Origin of the sequence: Enterobacter sp. SENG-6 (assembly GCF_001605945.1) — a bacterium.
Classification (GTDB): domain Bacteria; phylum Pseudomonadota; class Gammaproteobacteria; order Enterobacterales; family Enterobacteriaceae; genus Enterobacter; species Enterobacter cloacae.
This window is the reverse complement of sequence record NZ_LOMM01000077.1, coordinates 157,853-170,060: the sequence shown is the minus strand read 5'-3', so window position 1 is coordinate 170,060 and position 12,208 is coordinate 157,853. Positions and strand designations below refer to the sequence as shown.

The window sequence follows — 12,208 nt, the reverse complement described above, 5'->3', positions numbered from 1 at the left end:
AAAACCGAGAGTGTGCTCCGGATAGACTAAAAGTGTTACCTATGTTCCCGGTCTGATCTGTCACCTATGTATCCGGTCATACAGCAGCGCCACCCGGCAAGAAATCAGCAACCTCAAGCGCCCTTTAGACCGCTCTTTACAAAATACCAGAACGCAAACAAAATCTTAACGCTTAAATATGGAGATCTGCGGATGACGATACCGACGCTCACGACAGAACGCTTGCTGCTAAAACCGCTGGTTGCCGAAGATGCCGTTCAGATACAAAAGCGCTATCCGCGCTGGGAGATCGTCCGCTATCTGGTCTCTTCCGTGCCCTGGCCCTACCCGGATAACGGCGCGGAAAACTATGTCAACAACGTGGCGCTGCCGGATATGGCGAAAGGGATTGCCTGGTTCTGGAGCATCCGCCGTCGTGAAGCGCCGGACGAACTGATGGGGGTTATCTGCCTGTACGATGTGGAAGATAACAACCGCGGGTTTTGGCTGGCGCCGGAGTTTCAGGGAAAGGGATATATGCGCGAAGCCAGCATTGCGGCAACGGATTACTGGTTTAACACGCTGAACAAACCCGTATTGCGCGCGCCGAAGGCGGCCGCCAATAGCCGCTCCCGTCGTATTTCAGACAGTAGCGGCATGCGGCTTATCAGAACGGAAAAGAAAGCGTACGTCAGCGGTATGCTCGATTCTGAGCTGTGGGAAATCACCCGGGACGAGTGGAACGCCCGTCAGGTCAGCTGATAATACTTATCCGGCATCAGCCTTTCCGGAATGTTCTCTTCATCGTTCATCTGCAGCAGATCGCGTTCCATCATGTTGCAGATGGCGTCCAGCGGCAGGTCGTTGTCTTCGGTACCAAACGGATCTTCCAGCTCTTCTGCCAGCGTATCCAGCGAAATGAAGGTATACGAAATCAGCGCAGAGACAAACGGCGTCATGTAGTGCAGGTCAACGACCAGCGCGAACGGCAGCATGATGCAGAACAGATAGACCGTACGGTGCAGGATAAGCGTATAAGCAAACGGCACGGGCGTGGTGGCGATGCGCTCGCAGCCTGACAGGACAATCGACATATCGTTGAGACGGTTGTTCAGGCTGTGGAACAGAATGTCAGAGAGGTCTCCGTTACGGCGTCTGACGGCCAGCCATTCACCCATGATCAGCAGAATACGGTTCGCCGGGGAATTGGCGGCCATGACGTTGCGTAAATCCTCCGCCGCCAGATAGCGCGCCAGTTGCCCTTCCCCCTTTTCACGACGCAGGGTCATGCGCAGACAATGGGCAAAGGCGATCTGCAGGCGGACGAACTCACCCAGATGTTTATCATCCGGCAAGGTGTTTTTAACCTCGCGAAATAACGAGCGTGCCGCTATCATCAGTTGCCCCCACAGCTGGCGCGCCTCAACGTAGCGCGAATAGCAGGCGTTGTTTCTGAACCCCAGAAAGATAGCGATGGCCACACCCAGGATGCTGAACGGCGCAACGGTAAATTTGATGCCCAGCGAGGTATACCACGGCAGCATCAGAATAACGGCGATGGATAGCAGGAAGTTAAGTAACAACCGGGTATAGATTTTAGGAAGTACCGAACCGTGCCAGACGAAAATCAGTTGTAGCCAGTGCTGTTTGGGACGAACAATCATAGTCAGCTTCAGGAAAGGAAAGAGCCGCGTTATTAAACGTGATCCCTGTCACGGTTGCAAGCTTGTTAATAAGAGATTGCATTTTATCACCTGATAAGCAATAAACCGCACGGTGCTAGAGCCAGTTTTACATAAACGAGTCCATAGTATGTTGTAACTAATGAGATATAAAATACCCGGCCGAAGCCGGGCATGGGTTAACAAAGCGGTTTTACTGCGGCCCGCATCCCCTGTTGCAGAATCGCGTCGAGATCGCGCGAAACCTGACCGACAAGACCCTCTACCTGAGTTAAATCCTGCTCCCAGTGCTCAGTAACGCTTAAAACGGAGGCGACCAACTCGCGGGTGGTGATCTGTTTATCGTGATGCTGCGCCCACAGCTGTTGGTAACGAGCAAGCCAGTGCACGTCATCCTGCACCGGATAGTTCTCCCCGTTACGCTCTGCACGGTAGAACGCGATCAGTGCGGCCAGCGCGAACGTCAGGCGAGCGGGCAACGTGCCAGATGCCCTCACCCCCGCCAACAGCTGCGGCAGAATGCGCGTGCGATACTTGGTCATGCCATTAAGGGCAATCGACAGCAGCTGATGCTTGATATACGGATTGCGGAAACGACCCGTAACGGCGCTGGCGAAAGAGGCCAGTTCATCACGCGGCAAATCCAGGACCGGAATGATTTCCTCATAGATTGCTTTTTCGATGAACGCGCATATGTCTGCATCATTCATCGCCTCGCCCACCGTATCCAGCCCCGCCTGGAACGCCACCGGCACCAGCGCTGTGTGCGCGCCGTTGAGAATCGCCACTTTGCGCTCCTTGTACGGCTTAATGTCATCCACAATCCGCACGTTTAGCGGGAATTTGTCCAGACGCAGTTCGCTGGCCAGGGATTCAGGCCCCTGAATAACAAACAGGTAGAAATGTTCAGCGGTATCCAGGAACGCATCGTGATAGCCAAGCCCGGCTTCCAGCGTCGCCGCTTCGTCGCGCGGATACCCCGTTACAATGCGGTCAACTAACGTGGAGCAGAAGCTGTTATGCGCATTCAGCCACTGAATAAATTCCGCTGGCAGTGCCCATGCCTGTGCATAGCGCAGCACCAGTTCGCGCAGCGCTTCGCCGTTATAGTCTATTAGCTCGCACGGAATGATGATCCAGCCTTTGTCCGCTGCGCCGTTAAAATGGCTGAAGCGCTCAAACAGCAGCCGCGTCAGCTTCGCTGGATAGCTCACCGCTGGCGCATCTTCGAAACGATCGCCCGCGTGCCAGCTAATCCCCGCCTCGGTGGTGTTGGAGAAGACAAAACGCATCTCCGGATTGTGCGCCAGTTTCAGAAATTCATCGTACTGGCTGTAGACGCTGATCTCCCGATTCACCGAGCGGATAAGACGCGCTTCGCTGACCGCCTCGCCCTGCTCATTCAGACCACGAATGATCGTGGTATACAGGCCATCCTGAGTGCTTAATGACGGCGGGAAGTCGCTTTGAATTGGGCGTACGACCACGACACCGGCATTGAGATCGGTATGTTCGTTTAACAGGTCGATTTGCCAGTCGACAAACGCACGCAGGAAATTGCCCTCGCCAAACTGAATGATTCGTTCGGGGTAGAGAGCACCGGGGAAATCACGACGGTTAAGTGTGTTCACAATGGGGTCCTTTTATGATTAGTCGTACAACCTGATTAAATTGGTATGATAACTTACCAAAGGTTTTCGACCAGAACCCCGCTTTTGATCAATTCATCACGTCATTGAGGGAAATAATCACAAGAACTTATAGAAGACCGATGTGGCAGTCATCGCGCCGTCCGGCATCAGCGCATAACGCGGGATCTCCCCCACTTTTTGCCAGCCAGCACGCTGGTAGAAGGTCTCCGCTCCGCTGCCGGTTGAGGTATCCAGCACCAGCACCGAGATGTCTCTTGCTCTGGCCTGCACTTCCAGCTCCTCCATTAGCGCCATCGCGGCACCTTTACGACGCGCTTTTTCATGCACCAGCAGCTTTGCCACATCGGCACGATGCGGCTGGTTTTCCGGCTGATCGGTAATGAGCTGCACGGTGCCAATCACGCCATCCTGAGAATCGATGCAGGCCAGCACAACGCGTTCGTTACGCCCTACGCTCCCGGCAATATCCTGCCAGAAAGCACGAGCTTTATCGGTACTGAATGGCAACATAAAACTGACGGAAGCGCCGCCCCTGACACAATTTTCAAGGATATCGGCCAGCGCATCGAGGTGGGTGAGAATATCGTCCCGGGTGAGGGTTTTGATCTGCAGTGAGGTATTCATGGGTTTTCCTTACGTTGAATACGCTCACTGTGCATTTAACATTTACGTAACGCAATCACCTCAGATATAGGCTTTTGTGATGTCATGTTGCGCGCTTGCGCTGCTGCTTCATGGCATACATTTTTTCATCCGCCTCTTTCATCCACTGCTGCAGATCGTTGCCGTTATGATCGAACTCGCTCAGCCCCCAGGAAAAATGGAGTGACCAGGGATGCAGCCTGCGCGCATTGTACTGTTCAACCTGCTCGGCCAGATACTGCATGGCAATCCAGGCCCCCTGCTCGTCGGTATCGGCAAACAGCACGGCAAACTCATCGCCGCCAAAGCGAACCAGCAAATCCGCTTCACGGAAAGAGGTGCGCATCAGTTCCGCCATCACTTTCAGCGCGTTGTCGCCCTCTTCATGTCCGTAGCGATCGTTAATCTCTTTGAAGCGATCCAGATCCAACCAGCCCAGACTTAACGGCTCCGCCCGACGTCTGGCTACGGAGAGCGTGAACCGGAGCAGCTGGTTAAAGCCCCGACGGTTAAACAGACCGGTTAATTCATCGGTTGTCGCCGCGCTGACGGCAGCAAACTCGTCTTCCGCCAGCGCGCTCAGGTCGCCCAGCACGGCAAGATCGGCTGCGGAAAATTCACGAGGAGAATAATCAATCAGGCACAGCGATCCCACGCTCGCCCCGTCACGTAAACGCAGTGGAAAACCGGCATAGAACCTTACGCCAGGCTCACCGGCCACCAGCGGGTTATCGGCAAATCGATCGTCCTGACGCATATCGGCAACCACCAGCGGCGCTTCGCTGAGGATCGTATGGCCGCAAAACGAGATATTACGCGGAACGGTGTCAGGCGCCTGACCATCGGCCGACTTCACAATCAGCGAGTGTTCATCAATAAGATTGACCATCGCCAGGGGAACCTGGAAGAAGCGTTTTGCCAGACGTGTCAGTCGGTCAAACGCCGGGGAACTGTCGATCTCAAGCAGGCCTGACTCGCGCAGCGAGTTCAGACGTTCCATTTCATTTGCTGGGGTTGCAGGTGTTTTCATAACGTCTCCTGACGCAAAGCGTTACTCAAAGCGTAGCCTAAACAGAGACATTGTCAGTGCGCGAATATTCTGTTCTTACCGTCCCGCTTGGCGCGGTACAGGGCGTTGTCCGCGGCCTGTAGCCAGTCGGTTACGCTTATCATTTCTCGCGTGGCACAGGCGATACCGATGCTGAGCGTGCAATGCACCGTCTCCTGAGCCACCTCCTTTTTCATTGCAGCCGCATCCATAATGCGTCTGGCGACAACTTGCGCCTCTTCAAGGGTGGTATCCGGCAGCAACACCACAAATTCATCGCCGCCAAGGCGTGCGGGGGTATCGTTCGGGCGTGTCGACAAATGCAGTATTTGCGAGACGGCCGCCAGCAATGCATCCCCAACCTTATGACCAAAACGATCGTTAACGTCTTTAAAATTGTCGATATCGATGAACATCAGGGCCGATTCCCGGCACGTCTGGCGCAGTTTATTCAGTTCGTGGTCAATGCGCTTTTCGAGCAGACGTCGGTTCGCGATATCCAGTAGCGGATCCATCATCGCGATCCGCTCAAGCTCCCGGCTCTTGATCCGCAGGCGCAGCGCAATGCTGTCCGTTAATATGCTCAGTGCCAGCAGATAAATTGCAATCAGCGGCAGCGTGGCAAACATGGTGCGCTGCGAAACGTACATATCCACCGCCATTCCCTGCGTCAGCCAGGTCACCAGAAAAACGCCCACCATGGTGATGGCCGCCTTTCTCATCAGCGTAACGCCCCCTGCCGAGAGCCGGTCGGTCAGAATGATGGTGGCAATGACCACCGACGGCAGCGGATTAACCGCCATCATGGCGATCCAGAATCCCCCCGCCCCGGCGTCCAGCACCAGATTCTGATGCTCAGTCACCAGCGGCATGGCCGAATTTCGCGCCCGATACCAGGCAAGCGTAGGCCAGATAAACGCGTTCAACGCCAGCAAACACATCAGCCAGATTGAACGATTCTGTTCAATCAGCACGGAGAGGATGGGAACAAAACAGAGAAACGTGCCGAGAATACGCATCAGATACATACGTTTGACAAACCGGCTTCCTGGTACACGAGAGGGTCTACTGAGTTTGTCAGCTGCATTCATTCTGCGAATTTTCCGATAGCTTTCTTGCGGTATCTTATTGACGTTAAAAATACCTAGCAAGCAATTTATCTGCTATTCGTTATGATTCATCCCCGGCAGAATGCAGGCTGCGCTCAGGTTTCACTCTCCGGGGTCGGGGTAATGGGATCGTCTGACACACGCGCACTGGTGCGATTTCTCCCCGCTTTTTTGGAACGATAGAGATGATCGTCTGCTTCGGCCATCAGCCTGTTGAAGACTTCGGTCAACTGCCACGACGCCGCCTTCCCGCTCCCGAGACCAATACTCACGGTCAGATAGAGCGCTTGCTGGCGCCAAGTAAACGGATGAGCGGCAATGGTGAGTCTGATACGTTCCGCCAGCGCAAAGCCGTGCTGCGCGTCACCGGTGTTCACCACAACCGCGAACTCTTCTCCGCCCATACGCGCCACCATACCGTCGTCTCCGACAACCTGGTGAACCTCGCGGGCAAACGCGGCCAGCACGCGGTCGCCACACTCATGCCCATAGTTATCATTGATGCTTTTGAAGTAATCGATATCCAGCAGCATCACGGTCAGAAAACGTGTCTGCCGCTGCGCCTCTTCCCGCTTTAACGCCTCATAGAGCCCTGAGCGTGAATAAACGTGGGTCAGAAAATCATAATCCGCGCGCAACGACACCTGACGGATGAGCGAATTAATGGCCGCCATACTGACGGAGACCATAACCGGACAGATCGCCATGGTGGCAATCCCCAGCCGGGCGGAGAACATCATCGGGGTAGAGAGCGGCGTGCCCACGGCGATATTGATAATGGAGTTAGCGACCAGAACAATCTCCAGACCGCCGGTCAGAAACGTCAGCAGACAGGTCGCGGGCAAGGAGTAGCGGACCGCACACCAGATCAGCGCCGGCAGCGGAAAGGCAAGGCTTCCCGCCCCGCCAATCACCACCGATGCCATCACCGAGACAATCAGCGCAATGACCGGTAAAAGTTGCTCCAGACGCAGCTTGAATGCCCGCGTCGGCATACTGACCGTGAGCATGCAGGGTAAAATGAGCACGCCGGTTGAGAACTGCTCGCTGAACCAGTCGGCAAACAGCGGCCAGAAGGTATGGCTGTCGATCCCCACCGACCCGGTCGCGCCGAGCAGCGCACATAATAAGGCGGCGATCAGACAATAATTGAACAGCCGCAGCGCATTAATGGGATCGGGGGTTTTCTTCATCAACCGTTTATCACGCACCACCAGCAATGCGACAACAACGATAAAGACCATATTCGACAGGTTGATGACCACCGAGGCCATTCCCCAGTTGGTGGTGACCGCGTCGTACATCAGCATGGCGACATACGACACCGCGTAGTTATGCAGGCGATTAAGATAGGTATAACGGGCAAAGACGCCCGCCATCACGCCATTCAGCGGCCAGAACAGCGACAAGGCTTCGACCAGACGTAATTCCGCACCGATAAAGTAGAACAAGGTGGTGAGAATAAAGATACCCGCCGCATTACGCAGCGGCGATTCAGGGCGAAAAAGCGTGAAGGCAGCGGGGTCTGAACGCATTAAATATCATTCCATATAATAACTTATGGCAACTAACTGACCCGTCACCACGCGGGGGATCTCATAGCGTGCATCTATAACACAATTACAACAGGATCAGCACCCATCAACATCAGGCGTTCATCTGCAACACCAGCCAGTGGTGGATCACGCCGACGATATAGTGCTGTTGCTGCGCGGTGAGCTGAACACCTTGCGGAATGTTGTGCCATTTCGCCAGACAGCCGCGACAGCAGGTGGCGGTCGCGTGCTGGGCAATAAACACCGGATGGCCGCGCATGGGGGTCTGTTTACCGTCGTTGACGGGGTGCGCGTGGGCAAGACGCTTCGCAATAAAGTCGGCAGCATGCTGGTCAATGGTATCGGCACCTTTGTCCCAGCAGTACTGTCGTTCTTTTGTGCCTAAGCGAAAGCGCGACCGAAAGGTCGAACGCGCCAGGCGAGAAAAAAGAGGATCCAGGTCAGACATCAGTAAACGGAACGTCCCAGGCGTTGGGTCAGTTTCTCCAGAACCGCCACACCGGCCAGTGAATTACCCGTCTCATCCAGCTCCGGGCTCCAGACAGCAATGGCCATCTCATGCGGTACAATGGCAACCACCCCACCCCCGACGCCCGACTTGGCCGGAAGACCGACGCGCCAGGCAAATTCGCCCGCGTTCTGATACATCCCGCTTGTCGCCATCAGGGCATTGACCTGACGCGCCTGCATAGGTGAGACCACCTCCTGATCGAGATGCGGTGCGTGCCCCTGGTGGGCAAGGAACAGGAAGGTCTGCGCCAGCTCCACGCAGCTCATTTTCAGCGCGCAGTAGTGGAAATAGTTTTGCAGTACGGTCGCCACATCATTATGGAAATTGCCGAACGATTTCATCAACCAGGCAATGGCGGCGTTACGCGCAGAGTGCTCGAACTCTGAACGAGCGACCACTGAATCATAAGCAATATCGTCAACGCCTGAGAGCTGGCGAACAATTTCAAGCATGCGCTGGCGTGGCGCGCTGAGACGACTTTGCAGCATATCGCAGACCACCAGCGCCCCCGCGTTGATAAAGGGGTTACGCGGTTTACCCTGTTCAATCTCAAGCTGAAGCAGAGAGTTAAACGGCTGCCCGGAGGGATCTTTACCCACCCGTTGCCAGATCTCCTCTTCCTCGTACTGTCGCATGGCCGCAACCAGACTTAGCACTTTCGAAATAGACTGGATGGAAAAACGTTCCGTGGCGTCACCGGCCTGGTAACGCTGACCGTCTATCGTACAAATTGCAATTCCCAGCTTATTCCCGCTGACCGAGGCAAGGGCCGGAATATAGTCGGCAACCTTTCCTTTTCCAAGTAACGGACGAACCTGCGCCAGAATCTCGTCCAGCATCTCATTATGGATGACCGCAGCCACTCTCTTTGCTCCTTGCCCTCAGGCTAAAACGGGCTGCGAGTATAACAGACGCTTATGTGTTGCGTCAGGCACTGAGACGAAAACGCGAAACCGCCTGCAATAAAAGATCCGACTGTTTGTGCAGGCGCTCAGAGGCATCGGACGCGTCAGAGACAAGGCTGTCGGTCTGCCGCGACACCTGATTGAGCGCCTGAAGCTGGCGCGTCATCTGATGAATACTCTCCCCCTGACTCAGCGTGGCTGCGGAGATCTCATTCAGCAAACTGCTTAATGTTCCCACCAGCCCCGTCACCTGCTCCAGGTTATCTTCCAGACGGTTAACGGCCCGTGACCCGTCTTCGATCCCCTGAAGGGAACGGTTGATAAGCTCCTGAATGGTTTGCGTCGAATGGCTGCTCTTCCTCGCCAGCAGCCCCACTTCACGAGCGACAACGGCAAACCCGCGCCCCTGGTTTCCCGCGTGAGCCGCTTCAATTGCCGCATTCAGTGCCAGAATGTTGGTCTGAAACGCGACGCTGTCGATCATGGCCACGATCCCCCGCATCTCTGAGGATCGGTCGACGATCGCCTGCATCGACGCATTGACGGTCGACATCATCTGATCCCCTCCCGCCGCGGCCTGGCGCGCCTCATCCGCCCGCGAGCTGGCAAGCTTCGCATAGCCCGTGTTGCCTTCTACGTGGGTTTCCAGAGTCGCGATATGCGCCGTCACGTCTTCCAGCTCTTTGGCCTGACGTGCCGACTGGTGATACAGCTTTTGATTGCCCTGCGCCAGTGCGCCAATATTTTCCACCATGGCGGTGGTCGCATCGCTGACCTGGGTCACCAGCTGCTGTAGCCCGTTCTGCATGGTGGCAATACTGTCGCTGAGCTGGGCAATTTCACGGTTAAAACGCATCACGCCAGGAGGGGTACCGGAGAGATCGCCCGCGGCCAGCCGGTTGATATGCGCAATCAAGCGCCGCAACGGGGTAATCACCCACCGGGACATCCCGAACCAGACGGCAACCGCAATAGCGAGCAACAGAACAGGCGCAAGCAGAAACAGCGTTTGCAGACCGGAGAGCTGCGCAATCAACGACTGACGCCCTTTAAGCGCCTGCTTCTCGCTTGCTTGCTGATAGCGGGCATAGTTGTCATTAAAGTCGGTCTGAAACGCCTGCGCCGGCACGGCAAAAAACGCATCGATGGTGTTGGTTTTCACCAGCCCTTCCGCCTGCTCTTTTATCGCGCCGTAAAAAAGCTGATAGCTGTTCACCAGGGCGTCATCTTTTGGCGGATTAAGCGCCAGCCAGGCATTCCACGCCTGCTGCGAAACAGCCAGCGCCTTTTGCGCGTCGTCCATCAGGCTGTGCCAGCTGCCCTCGGAGCCGGTCTCTTTATCCTGCATAAACCAGACGCCGGAGCGGTTAAGCAGATCGCTTGCGGCCAGCAGGGAAACGCGTGCCAGATCCAGCTTGCTCTGCTGCTGGTACGCCAGCAGGTTTTGCTGCTCGTTGCGTTGCGCTTCCTTAAGGGAGGCATTGAGCAGGAACGACGAGGAGAGTTGCAGGGCGGAAAAGAGGCCGATAATACAAAAGATACCGGTAAGCAGGCCAAACTGGCGGGGGATAATGCGCTGCGCAATACGACGATAAATTTGCGTTAGGTTCATAATTTTCTTCAGTAACAAGACGTTAGACGCGTGCGAGTCTACGAAACGAAAATGACAGAACCATTGCAGAGAAATGACAGAGGCCCTCGTCGTCAGGGCCTCTGTAAGGATGGCGGTTACACTCTGTTCTTCCACACCGTCTGCACGTTACAAAACTCGTGCAAACCAAAGTGGGAAAGCTCACGGCCAAAACCACTTTTCTTCACGCCGCCAAAGGCCACGCGCGCGTCACTGGCGCTAAAGCCATTGATAAACACCCCGCCGCACTCCAGCTCGCGGGCGAATTTTCCGGCCAGCGCTTCGTTGGCGGTAAACACCGTGGCAGAGAGACCAAAGTCGCTGTCGTTGGCAAGCTGCAGGGCATGTTCCGCATCCTTCGCCACCGTAATCGCCGCAACCGGACCAAACAGCTCCTGACGGAAGGCGGTCATTGTCGGGGTGACATGGCTCAGCACGGTTGGCGCGTAATAGTTGCCCTCCCCGCTGATTTTCTCGCCGCCCAGCAGCAGGGTGGCCCCTTCCGCGAGCGTGGCCTGCACCTGCTGATGCAGTTCGTCACGCAGATCGAAACGCGCCATCGGGCCAATATCATTCTCTTCCCGATCCGGTGCTCCCATCTTCAGCGCCGTAACCGCCGCAACAAAACGCCGGGTAAAGTCATCGGCAATACCCTCTTCGATAATAAAGCGCTTTGCCGCCGCGCAAACCTGCCCGGTGTTCTGATAACGTCCCGTGACGGCCGCGCGAACGGCCAGATCCAGATCGGCATCATTCAGCACGATAAACGGATCGGAGCCGCCCAGCTCCAGAACGCATTTTTTCAGCGCCGCTCCCGCCTGAGCCCCTATCGCCGCACCTGCACGCACGCTACCGGTGACGGTGACCGCTGCAATACGACGATCGTTGATCGCCTGGCTCACGCCATCATTGGTCGCATTCACCCAGCCAAAGACGCCTTGCGCAATACCGGCATCAGCAAAGATTTGCCCAATCAGCTCTGCAGAACCCAGGACGTTCGGTGCGTGTTTGAGCAGATAGCTGTTACCTGCCAGCAGGATCGGCACCGCACCGCGCAGTACCTGCCAGAGCGGGAAGTTCCACGGCATCACCGCAAGAATCGGCCCCAGCGGACGGTATTCAATGACCGCGTTTTGGTTTTCCACCAGCGTGGGCTCCGCACGCAGCATCGCCGGGCCATGTTCCGCATACCAGTCGCACAGACCCGCAGATTTGGCCACTTCCGCCCGCGCCTGCACAATCGGCTTGCCCATTTCCCGGGAGATCATTTGCGCCATCTCTTCCCCACGCTGGCGCAGTGCTGCCCCCAGGTCGCGCAGCTTTTGTGCCCGGTGAGAAACGCTTTCTCCTCGCCACTGGCGAAAACCGGCATCAGCCAGGGTGATTGCCTGTTCGACCTCTTCGGATGTGGCCCAGGGATAGGCGGCCAGCGTCTCGCCTGTCGCCGGGTTAACAGAGAGGGCATGCGTAGCTGATGAATAAGTCATGATGTTC

11 protein-coding genes are annotated in these 12,208 nt (G+C 55.9%); 1 reads left to right on the top strand and 10 read right to left on the bottom strand.

The features are described 5' to 3' along the window. The first annotated feature begins 192 nt into the window (after window positions 1–192). Window positions 193–741 carry a GNAT family N-acetyltransferase gene (locus AX755_RS23340; protein ID WP_013096602.1) on the top strand — a complete coding sequence of 183 codons (549 nt, stop codon included), beginning with the start codon at window positions 193–195 and terminating at the stop codon, window positions 739–741. On the opposite strand, the gene AX755_RS23335 is transcribed toward AX755_RS23340, so the two are convergent. The 10 genes from AX755_RS23335 to sad all read right to left on the bottom strand — a co-directional run bounded on the left by AX755_RS23335 (window position 729) and on the right by sad (window position 12,201). Continuing rightward, window positions 729–1,643 carry a bestrophin family protein gene (locus AX755_RS23335; RefSeq protein ID WP_023619574.1) on the bottom strand — a complete coding sequence of 305 codons (915 nt, stop codon included), beginning with the start codon at window positions 1,641–1,643 and terminating at the stop codon, window positions 729–731. The genes AX755_RS23340 and AX755_RS23335 overlap by 13 nt on opposite strands. A gap of 197 nt (window positions 1,644–1,840) precedes the next feature. Further along, window positions 1,841–3,292, bottom strand: a complete 1,452-nt coding sequence (locus AX755_RS23330) for a tagaturonate reductase (RefSeq protein ID WP_013096604.1) — start codon at window positions 3,290–3,292, stop codon at window positions 1,841–1,843. Window positions 3,293–3,409: 117 nt separating this feature from the next. Next, the gene (locus AX755_RS23325; protein ID WP_045294055.1) at window positions 3,410–3,937 is read right to left on the bottom strand and encodes a GNAT family N-acetyltransferase; all 528 of its coding nucleotides are present in this window, start codon (window positions 3,935–3,937) and stop codon (window positions 3,410–3,412) included. Between the two features lie 82 nt (window positions 3,938–4,019). Beyond that, window positions 4,020–4,985, bottom strand: coding sequence for a sensor domain-containing diguanylate cyclase (locus AX755_RS23320; protein WP_062857554.1), 966 nt, complete (start codon window positions 4,983–4,985; stop codon window positions 4,020–4,022). Between the two features lie 53 nt (window positions 4,986–5,038). Further along, entirely contained in the window at window positions 5,039–6,031 is a 993-nt protein-coding gene (locus AX755_RS23315; protein WP_062857553.1) for a sensor domain-containing diguanylate cyclase, read from the bottom strand. A gap of 176 nt (window positions 6,032–6,207) precedes the next feature. Continuing rightward, entirely contained in the window at window positions 6,208–7,647 is a 1,440-nt protein-coding gene (locus AX755_RS23310; protein WP_062857552.1) for a GGDEF domain-containing protein, read from the bottom strand. A 112-nt stretch (window positions 7,648–7,759) separates the two neighbouring features. Next, window positions 7,760–8,116, bottom strand: a complete 357-nt coding sequence (locus AX755_RS23305; RefSeq protein WP_062857551.1) for a DUF4186 domain-containing protein — start codon at window positions 8,114–8,116, stop codon at window positions 7,760–7,762. Next, on the bottom strand, window positions 8,116–9,042 hold the full coding sequence (glsB, locus tag AX755_RS23300) for a glutaminase B (RefSeq protein ID WP_013096610.1): 927 nt from the start codon (window positions 9,040–9,042) through the stop codon (window positions 8,116–8,118). The genes AX755_RS23305 and glsB overlap by 1 nt, the downstream gene beginning before the upstream one ends. A gap of 64 nt (window positions 9,043–9,106) precedes the next feature. After that, window positions 9,107–10,696 (bottom strand): methyl-accepting chemotaxis protein, encoded by a 1,590-nt coding sequence (locus tag AX755_RS23295; RefSeq protein WP_062857550.1) that lies wholly within the window; start codon window positions 10,694–10,696, stop codon window positions 9,107–9,109. A 116-nt stretch (window positions 10,697–10,812) separates the two neighbouring features. After that, on the bottom strand, window positions 10,813–12,201 hold the full coding sequence (gene sad / locus AX755_RS23290) for a succinate-semialdehyde dehydrogenase (protein WP_058661503.1): 1,389 nt from the start codon (window positions 12,199–12,201) through the stop codon (window positions 10,813–10,815). Window positions 12,202–12,208 lie beyond the last annotated feature (7 nt).

What these genes read in the sequence shown, in the direction of transcription:
- AX755_RS23315 (WP_062857553.1), bottom strand. Translation starts at nt 6,031, where the DNA reads ATGTATCTGATGCGTATTCTCGGCACGTTTCTCTGTTTTGTTCCCATC.
- sad (WP_058661503.1), bottom strand. Translation starts at nt 12,201, where the DNA reads ATGACTTATTCATCAGCTACGCATGCCCTCTCTGTTAACCCGGCGACA.
- AX755_RS23320 (WP_062857554.1), bottom strand. Translation starts at nt 4,985, where the DNA reads ATGAAAACACCTGCAACCCCAGCAAATGAAATGGAACGTCTGAACTCG.
- AX755_RS23325 (WP_045294055.1), bottom strand. Translation starts at nt 3,937, where the DNA reads ATGAATACCTCACTGCAGATCAAAACCCTCACCCGGGACGATATTCTC.
- AX755_RS23295 (WP_062857550.1), bottom strand. Translation starts at nt 10,696, where the DNA reads ATGAACCTAACGCAAATTTATCGTCGTATTGCGCAGCGCATTATCCCC.
- AX755_RS23310 (WP_062857552.1), bottom strand. Translation starts at nt 7,647, where the DNA reads ATGCGTTCAGACCCCGCTGCCTTCACGCTTTTTCGCCCTGAATCGCCG.
- AX755_RS23340 (WP_013096602.1), top strand. Translation starts at nt 193, where the DNA reads ATGACGATACCGACGCTCACGACAGAACGCTTGCTGCTAAAACCGCTG.
- AX755_RS23335 (WP_023619574.1), bottom strand. Translation starts at nt 1,643, where the DNA reads ATGATTGTTCGTCCCAAACAGCACTGGCTACAACTGATTTTCGTCTGG.
- AX755_RS23305 (WP_062857551.1), bottom strand. Translation starts at nt 8,116, where the DNA reads ATGTCTGACCTGGATCCTCTTTTTTCTCGCCTGGCGCGTTCGACCTTT.